Source organism: Desulfallas thermosapovorans DSM 6562 (assembly GCF_008124625.1).
Classification (GTDB): Bacteria; Bacillota; Desulfotomaculia; order Desulfotomaculales; family Desulfallaceae; genus Sporotomaculum; species Sporotomaculum thermosapovorans.
In genome coordinates this window covers 117,642-136,703 of record NZ_VNHM01000004.1, presented here as the reverse complement: position 1 = coordinate 136,703, position 19,062 = coordinate 117,642, and the positions used below count along the sequence as shown (strand labels likewise).

At 53.8% G+C, this 19,062-nt stretch carries 18 protein-coding genes; 1 reads left to right on the top strand and 17 read right to left on the bottom strand.

Translation table 11 applies throughout. The features are described from left to right. Positions 1 to 147 precede the first annotated feature (147 nt). The 17 genes from rho to sleB form a co-directional block, all read right to left on the bottom strand. Positions 148 to 1,446 carry a transcription termination factor Rho gene (gene rho, locus LX24_RS04990; RefSeq protein ID WP_423244323.1) on the bottom strand — a complete coding sequence of 433 codons (1,299 nt, stop codon included), beginning with the start codon at positions 1,444 to 1,446 and terminating at the stop codon, positions 148 to 150. 24 nt (positions 1,447 to 1,470) lie between these two features. Continuing rightward, on the bottom strand, positions 1,471 to 1,944 hold the full coding sequence (locus LX24_RS04985) for a DUF2062 domain-containing protein (RefSeq protein WP_166511039.1): 474 nt from the start codon (positions 1,942 to 1,944) through the stop codon (positions 1,471 to 1,473). Positions 1,945 to 1,957: 13 nt separating this feature from the next. Further along, positions 1,958 to 2,605 carry a fructose-6-phosphate aldolase gene (fsa, locus tag LX24_RS04980; RefSeq protein WP_166511122.1) on the bottom strand — a complete coding sequence of 216 codons (648 nt, stop codon included), beginning with the start codon at positions 2,603 to 2,605 and terminating at the stop codon, positions 1,958 to 1,960. Between the two features lie 113 nt (positions 2,606 to 2,718). Then, positions 2,719 to 3,573 carry a class II fructose-1,6-bisphosphate aldolase gene (locus LX24_RS04975; RefSeq protein ID WP_166511038.1) on the bottom strand — a complete coding sequence of 285 codons (855 nt, stop codon included), beginning with the start codon at positions 3,571 to 3,573 and terminating at the stop codon, positions 2,719 to 2,721. 315 nt (positions 3,574 to 3,888) lie between these two features. Further along, entirely contained in the window at positions 3,889 to 4,572 is a 684-nt protein-coding gene (locus LX24_RS04970; protein WP_166511037.1) for a hypothetical protein, read from the bottom strand. A 124-nt stretch (positions 4,573 to 4,696) separates the two neighbouring features. Then, complete coding sequence (locus tag LX24_RS04965) at positions 4,697 to 5,050, bottom strand: response regulator (RefSeq protein WP_166511036.1); 354 nt, start codon at positions 5,048 to 5,050, stop codon at positions 4,697 to 4,699. Between the two features lie 78 nt (positions 5,051 to 5,128). Beyond that, on the bottom strand, positions 5,129 to 5,950 hold the full coding sequence (locus tag LX24_RS04960) for a Yip1 family protein (RefSeq protein ID WP_166511035.1): 822 nt from the start codon (positions 5,948 to 5,950) through the stop codon (positions 5,129 to 5,131). A 116-nt stretch (positions 5,951 to 6,066) separates the two neighbouring features. Next, the gene (sppA, locus tag LX24_RS04955) at positions 6,067 to 6,984 is read right to left on the bottom strand and encodes a signal peptide peptidase SppA (RefSeq protein WP_166511034.1); all 918 of its coding nucleotides are present in this window, start codon (positions 6,982 to 6,984) and stop codon (positions 6,067 to 6,069) included. A gap of 645 nt (positions 6,985 to 7,629) precedes the next feature. Continuing rightward, positions 7,630 to 9,228, bottom strand: coding sequence for a CTP synthase (locus LX24_RS04950; RefSeq protein WP_166511033.1), 1,599 nt, complete (start codon positions 9,226 to 9,228; stop codon positions 7,630 to 7,632). Positions 9,229 to 9,326: 98 nt separating this feature from the next. After that, on the bottom strand, positions 9,327 to 9,491 hold the full coding sequence (locus LX24_RS04945) for a XapX domain-containing protein (RefSeq protein WP_166511032.1): 165 nt from the start codon (positions 9,489 to 9,491) through the stop codon (positions 9,327 to 9,329). Positions 9,492 to 9,504: 13 nt separating this feature from the next. Continuing rightward, positions 9,505 to 11,169, bottom strand: coding sequence for an arginine--tRNA ligase (gene argS / locus LX24_RS04940; protein ID WP_166511121.1), 1,665 nt, complete (start codon positions 11,167 to 11,169; stop codon positions 9,505 to 9,507). A 313-nt stretch (positions 11,170 to 11,482) separates the two neighbouring features. Next, positions 11,483 to 12,082 carry an indolepyruvate oxidoreductase subunit beta gene (locus tag LX24_RS04935; RefSeq protein ID WP_166511031.1) on the bottom strand — a complete coding sequence of 200 codons (600 nt, stop codon included), beginning with the start codon at positions 12,080 to 12,082 and terminating at the stop codon, positions 11,483 to 11,485. Beyond that, positions 12,075 to 13,832 (bottom strand): indolepyruvate ferredoxin oxidoreductase subunit alpha, encoded by a 1,758-nt coding sequence (gene iorA / locus LX24_RS04930; RefSeq protein ID WP_166511030.1) that lies wholly within the window; start codon positions 13,830 to 13,832, stop codon positions 12,075 to 12,077. The genes LX24_RS04935 and iorA overlap by 8 nt, the downstream gene beginning before the upstream one ends. 105 nt (positions 13,833 to 13,937) lie before the next feature. Next, positions 13,938 to 15,194, bottom strand: a complete 1,257-nt coding sequence (locus tag LX24_RS04925) for an aminotransferase class I/II-fold pyridoxal phosphate-dependent enzyme (protein ID WP_166511029.1) — start codon at positions 15,192 to 15,194, stop codon at positions 13,938 to 13,940. After that, a complete protein-coding gene (locus LX24_RS04920; protein WP_166511028.1) occupies positions 15,191 to 15,688 on the bottom strand; it encodes an Lrp/AsnC family transcriptional regulator in 498 nt (165 codons plus the stop codon). The genes LX24_RS04925 and LX24_RS04920 overlap by 4 nt, the downstream gene beginning before the upstream one ends. A gap of 420 nt (positions 15,689 to 16,108) precedes the next feature. Then, positions 16,109 to 17,476 carry a germination protein YpeB gene (gene ypeB / locus LX24_RS04915; RefSeq protein ID WP_166511027.1) on the bottom strand — a complete coding sequence of 456 codons (1,368 nt, stop codon included), beginning with the start codon at positions 17,474 to 17,476 and terminating at the stop codon, positions 16,109 to 16,111. A 40-nt stretch (positions 17,477 to 17,516) separates the two neighbouring features. Further along, positions 17,517 to 18,248, bottom strand: coding sequence for a spore cortex-lytic enzyme (gene sleB / locus LX24_RS04910; RefSeq protein WP_423244324.1), 732 nt, complete (start codon positions 18,246 to 18,248; stop codon positions 17,517 to 17,519). A gap of 232 nt (positions 18,249 to 18,480) precedes the next feature. Here sleB and LX24_RS04905 point away from each other — a divergent pair, with 232 nt between their 5' ends. Next, positions 18,481 to 18,741, top strand: coding sequence for a hypothetical protein (locus tag LX24_RS04905; RefSeq protein WP_166511025.1), 261 nt, complete (start codon positions 18,481 to 18,483; stop codon positions 18,739 to 18,741). The last annotated feature ends 321 nt before the right edge of the window (positions 18,742 to 19,062 follow it).

Sequence of the window (19,062 nt, the reverse complement as noted above, 5' to 3'; positions counted from 1 at the left end):
GGGTTTATACTAATTTGCAGGATTTTCAGACTCTCAACACCCGGCACCAAAGCATTTAACGGCACCACGCTTTTCAACCAAAAACCCGGTTTGCACCGGGTTTTTCAGTGTTTAATGCAATTATGTTTCATCGAAAGAGTGGGGGGGTTAATCCGGAAAACCAGGGCATTCCCCCGGTTTGGAATTTTTTTGCCCGCGGATATTACAAAAGGCCCGGAGCAACTCTCGGTTGGATTTAGTCTTTTTCAGTCGCTCGCTGATGTATTCCATAGCTTCGGCGGGTGACAGGCCGGCGGTGGCTTTGCGGAAATACCAGTTCAGCTCCAGCTCGTCTTTGCTGAGCAGCAAATCTTCCCGCCGGGTGCCGGAACGGAGCACGTCAATGGCCGGGAAAATCCGGCGTTCCGCCAGGCGGCGGTCCAGAATCAGTTCCATGTTGCCGGTGCCCTTGAATTCCTCGAATATTACATCATCCATGCGGCTGCCCGTCTCCACCAGCGCGGTGGCCAGAATGGTCAGGGAACCGCCCTCCTCCAAATTACGGGCGGCACCGAAAAAACGCTTCGGCCTGTGCAGTGAAGAGGGATCCACACCGCCGCTCAACGTGCGACCGCTGGGCGGCACCACCAGGTTGTGCGCCCTGGCCAGGCGGGTGATGCTGTCCAGTAAAATCAGCACATCCCGGCCGTGTTCCACCAGCCGCTTGGCTCGTTCCAGCACCAGGTCGGCCACCCGGACGTGGTTTTCCGGCGGCTCGTCAAATGTAGAACTAATTACATCGCCGCGTACCGAACGCTCCATATCGGTAACTTCCTCGGGGCGCTCATCTATAAGCAGTACAATTAAATAAATTTCCGGGTGATTTGTGGTAACGCTGTTGGCTATGGACTTTAAAAGCACGGTTTTGCCCGCCTTGGGCGGCGATACCAAAAGCCCGCGCTGGCCTTTTCCAATGGGAGCAATCAAGTCGATGATCCGAGTGGAGAGTTTATCCTTATCGGTTTCCAGGGAAATCCGCTCTCGGGGAAATAGAGGGGTGAGTCCGGCAAAATGCAGCCTTTTAGCAGCTTCTTCAGGGTCGGTATTGTTCACCTGCTCAACACGCAGCAGCGCTGAATACCGTTCTGTGTCCTTGGGGCCACGGACTTGCCCGGCTACCAGGTCACCGGTACGCAAGTCAAATCGCCTGATTTGGGAGGATGAAACGTATATATCATCGTAACTGCGCAAAAAGTGTCCCGGCCTTAAAAAACCGTAACCGTCCGGGAGTATTTCCAGCACACCGCTGGAATACTGCAGGCCGCTTTTCTCCATCTGCGCCCTGACAATCTCGGCAACCAATTCCTTTTTGCGTAACCGGGAGCACCCGGTAAGTTCCAGTTCCTTGGCCAGGGCGTATAACTCAGCCAGTGTTTTACTTGCTAATTCATTTTCATTATAATTCAAGGGCATCCCACCTAATTAAAATAGTTAGCATTTTATATCCTTGCGTTTGATCCCTCTGCGGGTGTGCCTGGCCAGCAGCAAGCGCCGTACCACGAAATATAAGGCCAGCCAGGCCAGTAGCGCGTTCACCGCCGCCCCTACCAAAAACGGTATACCCAACTGTACCAGTTGGTCCATCCAATTGGCCGGCGTACCCGCCATGGCCATTGCCGCCATATCCTCTGGTAATTTAAAGCCCAGCAGCAGGTTGCCCGTAGCCACGTTCATCAGGTAGAAAAATGGTACCGCCCATTTAAAGAAAGCAGCCGTCAAAGCACCGGCCAGACCATTACCGCCCACCACCCGGGCCACCAGATAGGCAACGGGGATACTGATTACAGGGATGGGTAAAAAGTCAAGGGCCACCCCCAGGGCTGCGCCCCGGGCCACCTTGGTGGGCGCATCCGGCAGGTCCATTACCCGGTTGTAATAATCTTTGATGCGCCCGGTAATACGCAAAGGGATTACCTCCTTACTTTTTGGGCACCTTGGCCCAATCGGCCAGAAATTTTTCAATACCTAAATCAGTCAAAGGATGCTTGAGCATTTGCAGCAGTACTTTGTAGGGAACGGTGGCAATGTGGGCACCGGCCAGCGCCGATTGCGTCACATGCAGGGGATGACGGATGCTGGCGGAGATGATTTCTGTTTCCAGGCCATGCAGGTCATATATTTCGACAATGTCCCGGACCAGCCCCACCCCGTCATGGCCGATATCATCCAGCCGGCCCACAAAGGGGCTCACGTAGGTAGCTCCGGCCAGGGCGGCCAGCAAAGCCTGGTTGGCTGAAAACACCAGAGTAACATTGGTTTTGATTCCTTTTTTGGACAGCGCGCTGACACACTTTAATCCTTCACCGTTCATGGGTATCTTGACCACGATATTGGGGTGGATGGCGGCCAGCTCCTCGGCTTCGGGTATCATGGCCTCGGCCCTGGTACTCACTGCTTCGGCACTTATGGGGCCGTCCACAATGGTGGTAATTTCCCGGACCACTTCGCCAAAGTCACGTCCCTCCCGGGCAATTAACGATGGGTTGGTGGTTACTCCACTAATCACGCCCAGTTCGCTTGCCGACCTGATCTCATCCACATTGGCTGAATCTATGAATAGTTTAATAACCGGACACCTCCAAAATGGTTATCGCGCGTCTTAAAGCGCCTGGTGTCATTGCCGCTGCACCGGCATTGAAAAGTACGCCCGGTGCGGTGTCAATGGAAAAAAAACATGTACTAAGCTTTGCCGGAACTGCCGAAAATACTGATTTTTTCTCTAATCAGTTCCACCGCCGCCTCCCGGGCCGGGCCCAGTATTTTACGCGGGTCTATTTCATCGGGGTAATCGGCCAGCACTTTACGGCAGCGATCCACAAATGCTTCGCGGATATTGGTATCTATGTTTACTTTACAAACCCCCAACCGGATAGCCTCCCGGATAGCCTCCTCGGGTACTCCTGAAGAGCCGTGCAGCACAATGGGGATGTTCACCAGTGAGTGTATCTTTTCCAGCCGGGCAAAATCCAGCTTCGGTTCGCCCTTGTAACGGCCGTGGGCCGTACCGATGGCTACGGCCAGCGCGTCCACCCCGGTTTCCTCTACAAAAACCCGTGCTTCCTCGGGATCGGTAAAGAAAGCGTCGGCCTCACTGACATGAATGTCATCCTCCGTACCACCGATTTTACCCAGTTCGGCCTCAACCGATACCCCCACCGGCCTGGCGGCGGCCACAACCTGTTTGGTAAGGGCGATATTTTCCTCAAGGGCATGTTTTGAGCCGTCGATCATAACGGATGAAAACCCGGAACGGATACACTGCATCACCTGCTCAAAACTGGTGCCGTGGTCCAGGTGCAGCGCCACAGGCACGCTCACCATGGATGCGGCTACACCCACCATGGCGGTAATATATTCTATGCCGGCATATTTAATCGCCCCCTGGCTGGCCTGCATGATCACCGGTGCCCTTTCAGCTTCGGCGGCGGCGGCAATGGCCTGTACAATCTCCATGTTATTGCAGTTGAAAGCACCCACCGCATAACCGCCCGCCCGGGCTTCCCGCAGCAATGTACTTACCGGAACCAAACTCATATATAATCCTCCTCGTCAAATATATATACGTTATTTTACCTGAATTTTATAGCTATCCGTAAGATAATTTTCCAACAAAAACCTCAGTTATGCAACATTAACTTATCTTCCCGTAAAGCAAACCTTCGGTGATCTTCTTCTTGTGGTGGCCTCGCGCAAAAGGGCATAGTGACCTGTAAACCACACCTCGACAGGTGCCGGGTGTTAAGAGGTTGAAAGCCTTAGACTTTCAACCTCTTAACACCCGGCACCGAAAGCTTATTTTTTAAATAAGCTCCAAAAGTATTATACACCCCGCAGGGGGTGTTTATTATTTTATTTACGCCGGTGTTTGGGTTTTTTACCTGTTTTGGTGGTGTTGGACAAACTGTCCAGGCATTCAAAGCCGTTGCGGACCAGTTCAATGGTTTCAACTTCCCTGATCACCCGCAGGTCATCATCCGTCTCGGCGTAAATAATATTTACACTGTCGCAGTCCTTGCAGTGCAGTTCCAGGCGGTCGGGGAATATATCCACTTCAACGTCCCGGTTACCACACTGGCAGTAAAGTGACCCCTGCTCGGCAATATCATGCAGGCAATTAAGCACCTCGTACATTACTTCTGAGTTGTTGAAATATTCATCCTCGGCTTCAAAATCATCCGCCAGGGCCTCCATAGTTTCCTGCTGTGCAGCGGCCATGGCTTTAACCTCGTCACAAGGACCGATATAACCCAATTCAAGACCGGTTTCATGACAAAACAGGTAATTTACCCGCTCGGACCAAAGCATCTTTGAGCTAAAGGAATGTACGTGCTTGCTCTCGCAAACAACGCAGGGCACCTGAAGCCAAAAACTTTTACGGTCTTTGGAGGTTATGACAAGTTTCACATAACCGCATGAACAAAAAATTTCAACTCTTTTCCGGCCGCTAAAACTGAACCGGGAAAGATTGTGGTAATCCAGTTTTCCACATTCAGGGCACCGCATGGCTAGTAGCGTATCGGTATCTATAATCATGGCTATCCTCCTGCCCTACAGGTTTACTCATTTTAAGAGGTATTCGACATGTTAATAAACAAATCCTTTTTATTGCCTCTTCAACCAACCATGGGTGTGCAGCGACAACAAGATAATATTAAACTTATGCTCGCAGGTTTTCCCGCACTAATTTACGCAATTCGTTCAAATCAAAAGGTTTGGTGATCTGTTGGACGGTTTCCTCCATATCCAGCTCACCATAAGCCGTCATCATTACCACCGGCACCTGGCTGTCCACTTTTTTGATGGCCTGCAATGTTTCCAGGCCGTTCATCCCCGGCATTTTCACATCCAACAATATCAGGCGATATTTATTTTCGCCCAGCTTTGCCAGGGCCTCATAACCGTTGGCGGCCTGATCTACCGAATACCCCTCATCAATTAGTGCTTCACGGATTAACCAGCGTACACCGGCTTGGTCGTCAATGACAAGTATATCGCAATTAGGACCAGGCATATTCTAACCTCCCCGGGCAAGCATTTAAATCATTTTTCTCTAAGATTTTAAAAATACCTGCATTAAATCGTTGAATCGTTAAAAAATTTGCGGTGCCATAAAGGGAGCCATAATGGTTGAGGCAACGGTACCAATGAAGATCAACGTTACCAATACCATCAATAACAGCACCAGAGCGGGGGTAAAAACAGTGAGTACCGCCCTGCCCGTGCTAAAACCGTGTACTTCCCGCAGCCCGGTGATTAGCAGCACAACGCCCCAGACATACAGTCCCAGGGTCACAAGCCCGCTGGTGAAGCCAAACAGTCCCCCGGTGTCCAAAAGGCCGGCGGCTATTTGGACCGGTATCATAAATACGGCGGGTAAAGCGGCCGCGCCATATACCGCCCATACACTTTTCGCCCGGCCTGTACCGCCGTATAGTGCCGCCAGCAAGTGCAATAAACCGGCCATAAAAAACCATTTTATAACACTGAATAAAAAACCGGCCACGGCGGCAAACGACATAATGGTTTGGGCAGTTCCGGCGCTTCCCCAGGGCAGGTCCCTGAGATCCACCCGGTTAAGATATACCGGGGTGGTAAAAATAGCGGTCAAGGCCTCCGCCAGGTTAAGGGCCACAAAAAGGATTACGATTGCCCCAATGGGAGGATTTTGGGCAAAGCCGGCGAAAGTACGGGCCGGTTCAAAAAGAACGCCATAAAAAATTTCTAATATGTTATTTTTATCCTGGTGGTTATTAACGATATTATCCTTTTGTTCCGCTGTATATACATTTTCTTCGCCACTATTACGGGGAACAGGCTCACCGCCGGGCACAGCCAAGTTATCCACCGGTACGTGGCCGGCGGAATGATCCTCCGGCCGAAAATGCTCGTGGTTTGTTTGCCGGTTATCCATTCGTTGCCTCCCTTGCTCAACTTTTAACCAAGCGCTCGTATTAAAACAGCCGGTATACCCTTTCCACTTTTGCGCATCCAAAAGCTTATTACTTGATGCGGTCAGCTACTTAAAGCTTAATGGATTGGCGGAACATCAAGCAGTAACCAGGCCCACCGGTCAATGGACAACAGCCCTGATTCCAGGCCGCCGAGCATACCCCACCAGGGATATACGGGCGACAGGTTCAGTACCTCGGGCTCTCCCTGGATACCGGCCAAATCAGCCGCTATATCAATGGCATCATAATAGTTGCCCAGGTAATCCACCAGGCCGTTTTCCATGGCCTGGCTGCCCGTGAAAACCCGCCCGTCGGCCACTTCCCGCACCCTGGTCTCCTCCAGACCCCGCCCCTCGGATACGGTTTTTACAAATTGCCGGTACATATCATCCACCATACTCTGGAAAATGCGCTGTTCCTCTTCGGTAACGCCTCTAGAAGTCGAGCCCATGTCCTTGTGCGGGCCGCTCTTGAAAACCACGGGGTCCACACCCAGCTTTTCATAAAGACCCTGCAAATTCTGAGATTGCATAATCACCCCGATGCTGCCGGTCATGGTGCCGGGATTGGCCACTATTTTATCACAGCGACAGGCAATCCAGTATCCACCGGAAGCCGCCACATCGCCCATGGAAGCCACCACTTTTTTGCCCGCCCGGCGCAACCGGTCCACCTCCAGGGCGATTTCCTGGGAGGCCGCCGCAGTGCCGCCGGGGGTATTCAAACGCAGCACCACCGCTTTAACCGAAGGGTCACCGGCGGCCCGGCGCAACTGTTCCATGATGGACCCGGAACCGGCCACCACCGAGAACAGGCCACCGGATCCGGCGCCGCCGGCAATGGTGCCGTTAATATCAATAACCCCCACCACGTTGCCGGAACGGCCCTTACCGGGATAACCATCTCCCCCACCACCCCGGTACAGGGCGGCGGCCATAAGGGACAGTACAGCTATACCGATAATCAGACCGGCTATTATTTTACGTTTGAGCATAATTCACAACCTTTCCCAGATATATACAGCACCCTCAAAGGTAATACTGATCAATAGTATGTGGAGAATGGCCGGGTGATTTACTGCCAACAAATTGCAAAATAAAAATTTTCCCCTTACCGGCCAACAATGTGCGGGTAAATTGTGTTTGGCTGTTACTTTACCTGATTTCAACAGGAGTGGCAAATTAAACCTGTGGGTGTAAATGCAAAAAAAGCTTTGGGCTAATTCACCAAAGCTTATAAAGACTATGCGAAAAAAGACCGCGCGAGATCCACTTGTAATCTCTGTGTAAGCCGGCTTTTGCGGTACTCACGCAGGTGCTTTCATGACGTTTTGGGCCCGGGAAAGGCATGCATATAAGGTGTAAAGATTAAAATCTCTCAACCTTATATGCACCCGGCACCAAAGCATAATTTTAGAACAAGATCTTGATAGAAACATATACGGTTTATACTAATTATACGGCAAATCAAACTTATTCCATATAGTACAAAGGTGTGCATACGGCAGTACTTTTATACTATCAAATTAGAATTTACAGCCTAGTCTCTCAAGCATTAACACTACCAGCATCCCGGCACCGTATGGCAACGCCGGGGGCTATTAGCATCAACTTCCGGTTATAAATCCACGCCCGGTTATTTAATTTGCCAGCGCGGCCCCGATGAAATCCCGGAATAACGGGTGGGGTTTATAGGGACGTGACTTGAACTCGGGGTGGAACTGGGTGGCCACAAACCACGGGTGGTCTTTTAGCTCCACTATCTCCACCAGGTAGCGGTCGGGCAGGGTACCGCTGAATACCATTCCCGCCCTTGCCAGGTCATCACGGTAACGATTATTCAACTCGTAACGGTGACGGTGCCTTTCATAAATAATGTCTTCGGCGTAAGCGCTGTGGGCCAGCGTGCCGGGCTGCAGCCGGCAGGGATAGCGGCCCAGGCGCATGGTGCCGCCCATCCGGTCCAGTTCCTTTTGTTCAGGCAACAAATCAATCACCGGGTACTGGGTATGGGCATTGAATTCCGCACTGTTGGCCATGGTCCAACCCATAACGTTTCTGGCAAATTCCACCACCGCCAGCTGCATACCCAGGCAAATACCCAGGTAGGGTATCTTGTTTTCCCTGGCATAGCGAATGGCATTTATTTTGCCTTCAATGCCCCGGTCGCCGAAACCGCCGGGAACCAGAATACCGTCCACTCCGGCCAGGAACTTGTCCACCGGTTGTTCCTCCAAATCTTCGGCGTTAATCCAGCGGATATCCACCCTGGCACCGTGAAACAGCCCGGCGTGGCGCAGCGCTTCGGCCACGCTTAAATAAGCGTCGGGCAGGGCTACGTATTTACCCACCAGGGCAATGGTGGTATGCCGGTGCAGGTTTTTCATCTTTTCCACCATGGCCCGCCATTCGGTTAAATCGGGGACACTGGGGCAGTTCAGGTTCAAGCGCCGCACGGCTAAATCTCCCAGGCCCTCTTCTTCCATCATGAGCGGCACTTCGTAAATATGCGAGGCGTCCACCGCCTGCACCACCGCATCCAGGTCGGTGTCACAAAACAAGGCCAGTTTCTCCACCATTTCCCTGGAAAGGGGTTTTTCTGTACGGCAGACCAGCACGTCGGGCTGAATCCCGATACTGCGCAATTCCTTTACACTGTGCTGGGTGGGCTTGGTTTTCAACTCATTAGCCACCCTGAGATAGGGCACCAGGGTAACGTGTATGTACATCACATTCTCCCGGCCCAAATCACTCTTCAACTGGCGAATGGCCTCCAAAAAGGGCAATGATTCAATGTCACCCACGGTACCCCCGATTTCCACCAGCACCACATCGGGGTCCAGTTCCCGGGCCACCCGGTGCACCCGCTCCTTGATTTCATTGGTAATATGCGGAATGACCTGAATGGTGGCCCCCAGGTAGTCACCCCGGCGTTCCTTGTTGATGACCGACCAGTAAATACCACCGGTGGTTACGTTACTGCTTTTACTCAGATCCACATCAATAAACCGCTCGTAGTGACCCAGATCCAGGTCGGTTTCCGCTCCGTCTTCGGTTACAAAAACTTCTCCATGCTGATAAGGGCTCATGGTACCGGGATCAACATTAATGTATGGATCCAGCTTTTGAATGGCCACTTTCAACCCACGGCTCTTCAGCAATCGCCCCAGGGAAGCTGCGGTAATTCCCTTACCCAGGGACGAAACCACTCCCCCGGTAATAAATATGAACTTAGCCATAGGAGCCTCCTGTGTCAATATTATTTCAGCACAATAACATATATTGTATACATCCCCCGCCCCGGGTGTCAATACCCGATACCGGGCACCCGGGGTTGTTATTGACGAACCAGCCAGTTGTTGGCCGCCATATACCCCAAAAACATGCCCACAATGCCCATAACGCCGGCCAGGGTGGGCGGCGCGGGCACGGGCAGTTTGATCTTGGCAAAAATAAAGCCCACCACGAACCCGGCCAGGGTGGCCAAAATTACCTCACGCATATTTAACCCCCCGTTACATTTTCTCCGGAGCCCGTACCCCTAACAGGGCCAGCGCGTTGCGCAGCACCACCCTGGTGGCCTCCATCAGCAGCAGCCGGGCACTGGTTAATTCCACATCACCGGTGATGACCCGGTGTACGTTATAAAAACTGTGCAGCAGTCCGGCCACTTCGTGCACATAACGGGCAATGCGGTGCGGTGCCAGCTGGCGGGCCGCCAGGGCCACCTCTTCGGGGAAGTCCGCCAGGCGGCGGGCCAGGGCCAGCTCGGCTTCCTCCCGCAGCAGTTCCAGGTTTACATCGCCGGCCCGGGGAGGCTGCCCGCCCTGTTCGGCCAGCTGGCGGAAAATGCTGCAAATACGGGCATGGGCATACTGCACGTAATAAACCGGGTTATCGTTGGACTGGGTGCGGGCCAGGTCCAGGTCGAAGTCCAGGTGGCTGTCGGCGCTGCGCATGATAAAGAAGTAACGGGCGGCGTCCAGGCCCACTTCATCCACCAATTCTTCCAGGGTGACAAATTGACCGGTACGCTTGGACATGCGCACAATTTCACCGCCGGAAAACAGCCTGACCAGCTGCATCAACACCACATCCAGGGCGTCCGGGTCGTAACCCAAGGCTTTTATGGCACCCTTCATCCGGGCCACATGACCGTGGTGATCAGCACCCCAAACATTGATCACCCGGTCAAAACCCCGGTCAAACTTGTCCATGTGATAGGCTATATCAGCGGCATAATAGGTGGGAATGCCGTTTTTACGCACCACCACTTCATCCTTCTCCAAACCAAAAGCGCTGGCTTTAAACCACAGAGCGCCCTCCTGTTCATACAAAAAGCCCCGCTCCCGCAGGCGCTGCAAAGCCCCGTCCACCTTGCCGGTATCATGGAGCGACTGTTCCGAAAACCACACATCATAGTGCACCCCGAAATCAGCCAGGGCCTTTTTAATACCACTTATTTTTTCGGCCAGGGCATACCGGGCCAGGGTATCCAGCCGGACCCGGCGGTCAACATCCAGCAGTTTGTCCCCGTTTTCCTCTATGTAACGGCGCACCGTGTCGATGATGTCCTGCCCGTGATAACCCCCTTCGGGCACTTCCCCTTCCCGGCCCAGCAGCTCTAAATAGCGGGCTTCCAGGGAAAGGGCGAAATTTTCTACTTGGTTACCGGCGTCATTAATGTAATACTCACGGGCCACCTGCCAGCCCGCGAAATCCAGTATGGCCGCTATGGCATCCCCCAGGGCGGCACCCCGGGCATTACCCATGTGCAAAAGACCGGTGGGATTGGCACTGACAAATTCCACCTGCACCCTTTTATTAGCCCCCAGCTGCACCCGCCCGTAGTCGGATTGACGCTCTACCGCCAGCGGCACCGCCTGAAGCACCCACCGGGGGTCCAGGGTAAAGTTGATAAAACCGGGGCCGGCTACATCGATATGCTGCAGCCAGCGGGTGGTACGGGGCAGGTACTGGACCAGGACCCCGGCAATTTTCCGCGGGGCCATGCGGGCTTGTTTGGGCAGCAGCATGGCCAGGTTGGTGGCAAAATCCCCGTGCTCCCGCTCCCGGGGGACCTCCACCACAAAATCCGGCAATTCCACCGGCGGTAATTCCCCCGCCTGCACCGCTTTATCCACAGCCTCCACCAGGGCTTTCTCAAGCGCCGCGCGCATTTCTTCCACTACACTGGTTACTTCACTCACTGTGTTAAACAAGCCTCCTTGTTAAGGACGTTCTCCTCGCAAATCAACACTAAATTACAGTATATCACGTTACCTGCCACAGGAATAACCTTCTAAATACTTTTATGGATAAAACTCCTTCGTCGAAAATTATACACCAAATTCATAGTGCATATGCAAAGCGATTTAACCGCAGGGCATAAACACTTGGCCGTGCCCCCATAAAAAGGAAGATGGCACATGACGCCATCTTCCACAAAAGAAAGACTTAAATACCGAAAATTTCCTGTCACCCCTCAGCCATTCAACACCCGGCACCGGAGCCCGTGGCGGCGGTAAAGCCGGCGGTGAAGGCGGCGTTGTTTACCTCCAGGAAGCGGGGTGGTACGGTGGCCGCCAGGGCCTGGCGCCAGGTGGCTTCTTCGATGGGCAGTTTTTGGGCCAGGGCGCCCAGCAACACCACGTTGGCCGCTTTGGCGTTGCCGCATGCAATGGCTTGTTTCGTGGCTTCCAGCACCTGTACATTTATCCCCCGGGCTTTAATTTGGTCGATGATATTTTCCGGGTACTGGGCGGCACCGGCCAGCACGGGTACCGGGTAAATCTGCTGGTTGTTGATGATCAGTGTACCGCCCGGTTTGAGATAGGCAAGCCAGCGCAGCGCCTCCAGTTCTTCAAAGGCCAGAATAACGTCGGCTTCCCCCTGGGAAATCAGGGGCGAGTATACCTTTTCCCCCAGGCGCACCTGGGTGACCACACTGCCGCCCCGCTGGGCCATGCCGTGGATTTCGGAAACCTTGATATCATAACCGGCGGCCCGGGCCGCTGCGGCCAGTACTTTACTGGCCAGAATGGTACCCTGACCGCCCACACCTACCATTAAAACGTCCACCGGTTTAAGCATCAGCCTGACCCCCTTGGATTGCCCCGGTTTTACATACCTGCACGCATAAATTGCAGCCCACGCAGGCCCCTGCATCCACCAAAGCTTTATTTTCAATGACCGAAATAGCCGGGCAGCTCAGTCTCAGGCAGGTTTTGCACCCGGTGCACTTGTCCTGATCCACCGTAACGGCCGGCCTCACTTCCCGCTTGAGCAGGGCGCAGGGGCGCCGGGCAATGATCACCGACGGGCCGGGCGCAGCTGTTTCAGCCTTAATTACTTCCTGCAGCCGGGATATATCCAGGGGATCCACCACTTCCACCCTTTTTACCCCCAGGGACCGGCACAGCATGGTTATGTCCACTTCGGGGGCCTCGTGGCCCATCAGGTTGCGGCCGGTGGCCGGGTGGTCCTGGTGCCCCGTCATGGCGGTGGTACGGTTGTCCAATATAATTACGGTGCTGTCACTGTTATTGTAAACCGCGTTCAAAAGTCCGGTGATACCCGAGTGCAGGAAGGTGGAATCGCCGATAACGGCAACGGTGCGCCCCCTTAGCTCCGGAATCGCCTTGTCAATGCCGTGGGCCATGCCAATGCTGGCCCCCATGCATACGCAGCTGTCGATCCCCTCCAGGGGCGGTAGACCGCCCAGGGTATAGCAGCCGATGTCACCGGTGACGGTTAGTTTAAGCCGCCGCAGGGTATAAAACACACCACGGTGCGGGCAGCCCGCGCACAATACCGGCGGGCGGGGGGGCGCCTGGGGCAGGCCGGCCAGCATCTCCTCCTGCCCGGCCGGAGCGGGCAGCACCCCGGCTTTGGCCAGGCAGCGCCGCAGCAAACCCTGGTCAAATTCGCCGGTATCCGGGAATATTTCCTTGCCGGTCACTTTAATGCCCAGCATGCGGATTTGTTCCTCCAGGTATGGTTCCAGTTCTTCCACCACATACAGGGTCTGGACCTGGGCGGCGAACTTTTTAATCAATCCCACGGGTAGCGGGTTGGTCATGCCCAGTTTAAGCACTGCAGCTTCGGGTAGTACTTCCCTGACCAGTTGATAGCTGATCCCGCTGGTGATGACACCTATTTTATCACTCCCCGGGACAATAAAGTTCACCGGAGTGTTTTCACTATATTCCGCCAGCCTGGCCATCCTTTGGGCCAGGCTGACCCGGCGCAGGCGGCCGAAGGCGGGTACCATCAGGTTTTTCTTGACGTCCCGTTGGTATGGCTTTATTTCCCGGGCCACCGGCTCGCCCAGTTCCACCATGCTCTGGGAGTGGGCTACCCGGGTGGTGGTGCGCAGCATTACAGGAATGTCGTACTGCTCGCTGATGGTAAGGGCCAACCCCACCATGTCCTTGGCCTCCTGGCTGTCCGAAGGTTCCAATAGCGCGATTTTGGCAAACCGGGCGTAATAGCGGTTGTCCTGTTCGTTTTGTGAGCTGTGCATGCCGGGGTCATCGGCTGAAACCAGCACCAACCCCCCGTTGACACCGGTATAGGCTACGGTGAACAACGGGTCGGCGGCCACATTGACCCCCACGTGTTTCATGGTCACCAGCGCCCGGGCACCGGCCATGGCGGCACCGATGCCCACTTCCAGGGCCACCTTTTCGTTAGGTGCCCATTCGCTGTAAATCCCTTCGTAGCGGGACAGGGTTTCCAGAATTTCCGTACTGGGTGTGCCCGGGTAACCCGCGGCCAGGGTAATGCCATATTCATAGGCTCCCCTGGCAATGGCAGCGTTGCCGGAAAGCAATTCCTTCAATATTCCAACCTCCCCTACTTGAGTGGTCCATCATAAACTTTGCCGGGCACAGCCCGGCATGGTTGCATTAGTTATCGGTATAGTTAATGTAAATAAAATTTATTTCTATATTGTTTGACAAATTCCTTCAATCCGGGCACTTTGACTGCCTGAAATTTTTACCGGTGCGGAGATTACCCTGGGCCGTACACCACAGCGGCGTACAAAACGGGTCATGCGCCGGAAAGCCTCGCTCAAATCGTCAATGGAGGCGGCATAGGAAACCCTTACAAAACCTTCGCCGGACCCGCCGAAGGCGTTGCCGGGCACCAGGGCCACCTGCTCCTGTTTAAGCAATTGCTCGGCGAACTCCTCGCTGGTAAGGCCGGTCCCGGTTACCTGGGGAAAGGCGTAAAAGGCTCCGCCGGGCTCAAAACAGGGCAACCCCATATCCTTGAAGGATTGCACCACCAGGTGACGGCGGCGGTTATAGTGCTCCACCATCCGGCGCATGCCGGGCTGGCCGTTTTTCAGGGCCTCCAGCGCGGCCATCTGGGCGGTGATGGAGGTACACAGCATGGAATACTGGTGTATTTTAGTCATGGCACCGATAATTTCGGGATGACCGGCGGCGTAGCCAACTCGCCAGCCCGTCATGGCATAGGCTTTGCTGAAACCGTTGAGCAGCACGGTGCGCTCCCGCATACCGGGCAGTGACGACATACAGGTGTGCCGGCCGGTATAGGTCAACCGGTCATAGATTTCATCGGAGATCACCATCAGGTCGTTTGCCACCGCCACTTCGGCGATTTTGGCCAGTTCCTCCCGGTCCATCACAGCGCCGGTGGGGTTATTGGGATAGCACAACAATAAAACCTTGGTCCGGGGGGTAATGGAAGCCTGCACCTGCTCCGCCGAAATACGGAACCCGTTTTCCATCCCGGTGGGCATAAATACGGGTACCCCACCGGCCAGGGTGGTGCAGGGGGCGTAAGATACGTAGGAGGGTTCAGGTATCAACACCTCGTCCCCGGGCTGTAGCAGTACACGCATGGCCAAATCCAGCGCTTCACTGACCCCCACGGTGATCAGTATTTCGTTCCGGGGGTTATAGTTAACGTTATAGGTGCGGGCAAGATCGGCAGCCACGGCTTCCCGCAGTTCCAACAGCCCCCAGTTGGAGGTGTACATGGTGTAGCCCTTTTCCAGGGAATAAATGCAGGCCTCCCGGATATGCCAGGGGGTTACAAAATCAGGCTCGCCCACCCCCAGGGAAATTACGCCCCTGGTCTCGGCCACCAAATCAAAGAATTTTCTGATACCCGAGGGCGGTAAATTACGGACCACCGGGTTGACTTTATCCGACCAGTTTGTTTGCGTCATGGGGAAATCATCAGCCTCCTGTCTTCCTCACCATCTTCCATTATTACCCCGTCCTGTTTATATGTTTTCAGGACAAAATGTGTGGTGGTGCTGACCACGCCTTCAATGGTAGCCAGCTTGGTGGATACAAAATGGGATACTTCTTTCATGCTGCGGCCTTCCAAAAAAACCGCCAAATCGTATGTGCCGCTCATGAGGCGCATACTGCGCACTTCCGGGAACCGGTAGATGCGCTCGGCCACGGCATCGAAGCCGACATCCCGCTGGGGGGTGATACGCACCTCAATTAATGCACTGACCTTTTCTTCGCCCACCTTTTCCCAGTTAATCAGCGTCATATAACTGAGGATGGCTTTTTTGTCCTCCAATTCCCTGATAATGCCCTGCACCTCGGCCACGTCAATATCGAGCATGACCGCGATTTCCTCCGGTGCCAGTTTGGCGTTATCCTCGAGCAACTCCAATATTTGTCTGGTAATATTGTCCAACACCATCACCCCTTTCGGGTTAATATGACCCGGGTAACCGGGACATTAAAAAACCCCGTCCCCAAAAGCAAGGGACGAGGTATTAACTCGCGGTACCACCCTGATTGATCGCCATGCATTAATAAGGACGATCCTCTCGGGGCCCTTTAACGGGGGCTAAACGGCACAGCTTACTACCCGCGGCTCAGCCACGGTGTTCAGCCTGCGGCTCCGGGGCGGCACGGGCACACACACCCACCGGGCTCTCACCATTCCCGGCTCGCTGAGCGGTGCATAATCACCCTTATTCCCCTTCCCAGCCTTCTTCTGTCAACGCTGAATTAGCATTATTCTAGCACGGGCCATCAAAGGTGTCAATAATACCGGCCATAAAACCCGGGAGGAAACTGTTGTCGCTGATGGTTTGGTTTACCGGCCGGGCGCGTATTACAGGGTAAGTTCGCCACCGGCGCTCTTCACCAGTCGGAGCACATTTTCCTCATCTCCGGTGAGCGCGTTAATATACACCAGGTATGTCTCATTTCCCCGGGTACCCTTGAATTCCCAGGTTAGTATTTCATCCTCCACCCCCACCGGGATAACAGCCAGCCGACCCGTACCCTCTATGTTCAGCCTGTCACTGACCAGCAGGCGGGCCTGGCGCTCCGTTACCTTCGGCCTGGCCAGTTTGCGCGGGTGATGCGACATTAAGTAACTCCGGGCATCAAAGGCTACCACCTGGCCATTATCCAAAGCCACCGTCACCTTGACCAAATCCGGGTAGATGATGACCCCGTCTTGCTTGAGGGCATAATTAAAGGTTACTGTATGGTCGTTGCGCTGGTGGTAGCTGAGTTGCATATTTTTGTAGCCCCGGTCCTTTAAATATTCCGCGGCCCGAGACTGGGCTTGGTCTATGCTCCAGTTGGCCTCGTCTACGCTGCGGGGGATGACCATCCAGATCAGATGCCCCCCCTGTATGGAAACATCGGCCACTGCCGGTTCTCCCACCACTTTGCCCCCCTGGCGCCGGGCTATTTCCACCCGGTGGGCCCGGATATTGCCATCCACCTCACCGGTTACCTGGGCTACAACATTCACATCCCCGGGATTATCATAATATTGCATGGCTATGGATTTTGCCCTGGCCTGGCTGATATTTTCACCGGTTATACCGCGGGCCTTACCCTGTTCCAGGTGATCCGAAAAGGGGCCGTCATAAATAAGGGTAGGGTAGGCCTGCATTTGCCGGTCTATGGTTTGGAAGTTGTCGCTGGCCAGTTTTTGACCCTGCCGGGCCAGGCGGCTTGTTCCGGCCACGGCCAGCTCATAAAGGTTTAAACTTCCGTCAGCCATGCCGGCATGAATATTGTTCAATTCCTTATTCAGCTCCGATGCCTGATTATAAAGCCGGTTCAACGTATCCCACTGCTCGGGAGTGAGGGGTTTACCCTCGTCCACCTGCCGGGCCAGCATGTTGGAGTAGTCCCCCAGTTGGGTAATAAACTTGCTCGTCCGTCCCAATACGGCATCTCCCACCGGCAGCTGGGTCAGGCTGTCCAGCGCCTGGTTGGCTTGCTGCCAAATTTCTTCAAAAAACTGTTCACTTTTTTCCGGGTCCGCCAGGACCAAACTTTTACCCAGTAAAACCTCCATGGTTTGCACATGGTCGGTCAAATTATAAAATGCCCGCTGGTAGCTATTGTTTATAACCGTCTGCAAGGCCAGTTTGGAATTATGTTCCTGGTAACCCCAGTAGCCTATGCCAAGGGCAGCAGCAGCCAGTATCCCGAGCGCGGCAAACCATTTTCTCACAGGCCATCCCCCCTGTTTAAATAATTTCAATGTTTCCGCATTAACGGGCAAACACATGGCGGCCAATCCGGGTGATAATGTTCCTGCTCCAAATCCAGGGGCTGACCGGTTTGGACGGGTTCCAGAAAAATGTAGCGCCACCGGTGGGGTCCATCCCCGCCATGGCCTGCCTGGCCGCCTGCAATGATTCGCTGGTCAAGGGCCGGTTATATTGCCCGTTGGTGACCGATTCGAAGGCATGGGGCTGGTAAATAACCCCGGACAGGGTATTGGGAAAAGCGGAACTTTTCACCCTGTTCAAAATTACCGCCCCCACCGCCAGTTTGCCCGAGTATGGTTCATCAGCCGCTTCACCTTCAATAACCCGGGCCAGCAGCTGAATATCCCTGGAAGTTTCCCAAAAACCCCGGTCCACATATTGTGTAGTACCGGCACCGGTAATATTTTTGCCCCCTCCCATACCCAGGGCGGCCCGGGTTTGGGGACCCACTATACCATCGGCCCTGAGACCGTTCTTACGCTGAAAATCAACTACGGCCCGGTAAGTGGCGGAACCATAGGCACCGTCGACGAAACCATGGAAATATCCCCACTGTTTAAGCTTTTGCTGCAGTACAGTTACCTCACTGCCCCGGCTGCCCCAGTAAAGCGTCTTGGCCTGGGCCCGGGCGGCACTGCCCGGCAGCAATATCAGGGCGGCAGATAGTAAAATTATTGTGCTTATTATTACAGCGAAAATTTTTTTTACTGACCTCAACCTCGTCAATAACAGCACCCCCTGATTGATTTGCCCATAGTTTTTCTAAAAATAACAAAAGCTATGTGTGTTAAAAAAAATTTTGCCCCGCAAGCAAGGATTGGCAATAACAGGGCAGAATATATCAAGGGAGTGTAATTTTAGGATGGACCAAATAAGTGAAGTAAGGAGGTGGATGCCTGGTTTTTGGGGCGGGTTTGCTGTCCACCGTGTAGTCGAAACGGCATTTACAAAACCAGGTTAATTTTTGGTTAAACATATTGATGTGGACGAGTTTGTAAAACAAAGGCAGGATGAGATTACCGGGCTGGTCAATACAGCACTGAACCGGGCGGGGGAAATTGTACAGCAAAGGGTGTCCGCGGGCGAGGTAAACCCCACCATGCAGGACGTACTGCCCCTGCTGCTGTATGAGGTTCTGGTTACCAATACCGTGGCTACGCTGCGGCTGGTGGCGGAAATGATTAACTCGGAAGGTAACCCGGGGAACAGCGGTATGGATCACTAATGGATCTTTAGGAGTTGTTATTTTTGTTAACTATAAAATCAATATTATTTATCATTTTTCTGGCCGTGGGGGGCTTACTGGCCTTTGCATATGGAGCCTACTACGAATACCGCAAAAGAAAGCCGCAGTAACGGGCGAGTTTAGCGGGAAATTATGTACTGCTACTAACCACCAATGCAAGTCTTTACAGGTATACCAAAGCCGGCCAGTTATTGACCGGCTTTTAAAAGCTGTTGGAAAAAGCCCATACGGGAACCCCACTTATGATATCTACGTTAACCGGCTTTTGCGGTACTCACACTGGTGCCGGGTGCTCCCGGG

What these genes read in the sequence shown, in the direction of transcription:
- LX24_RS04935 (WP_166511031.1), bottom strand. Translation starts at nt 12,082, where the DNA reads ATGCTTAAACCGGTGGACGTTTTAATGGTAGGTGTGGGCGGTCAGGGT.
- argS (WP_166511121.1), bottom strand. Translation starts at nt 11,169, where the DNA reads ATGCGCGCGGCGCTTGAGAAAGCCCTGGTGGAGGCTGTGGATAAAGCG.
- sppA (WP_166511034.1), bottom strand. Translation starts at nt 6,984, where the DNA reads ATGCTCAAACGTAAAATAATAGCCGGTCTGATTATCGGTATAGCTGTA.
- LX24_RS04960 (WP_166511035.1), bottom strand. Translation starts at nt 5,950, where the DNA reads ATGGATAACCGGCAAACAAACCACGAGCATTTTCGGCCGGAGGATCAT.
- LX24_RS04945 (WP_166511032.1), bottom strand. Translation starts at nt 9,491, where the DNA reads ATGCGTGAGGTAATTTTGGCCACCCTGGCCGGGTTCGTGGTGGGCTTT.
- LX24_RS04920 (WP_166511028.1), bottom strand. Translation starts at nt 15,688, where the DNA reads ATGGTGTTGGACAATATTACCAGACAAATATTGGAGTTGCTCGAGGAT.
- LX24_RS04975 (WP_166511038.1), bottom strand. Translation starts at nt 3,573, where the DNA reads ATGAGTTTGGTTCCGGTAAGTACATTGCTGCGGGAAGCCCGGGCGGGC.
- LX24_RS04925 (WP_166511029.1), bottom strand. Translation starts at nt 15,194, where the DNA reads ATGACGCAAACAAACTGGTCGGATAAAGTCAACCCGGTGGTCCGTAAT.
- LX24_RS04950 (WP_166511033.1), bottom strand. Translation starts at nt 9,228, where the DNA reads ATGGCTAAGTTCATATTTATTACCGGGGGAGTGGTTTCGTCCCTGGGT.
- LX24_RS04970 (WP_166511037.1), bottom strand. Translation starts at nt 4,572, where the DNA reads ATGATTATAGATACCGATACGCTACTAGCCATGCGGTGCCCTGAATGT.
- LX24_RS04965 (WP_166511036.1), bottom strand. Translation starts at nt 5,050, where the DNA reads ATGCCTGGTCCTAATTGCGATATACTTGTCATTGACGACCAAGCCGGT.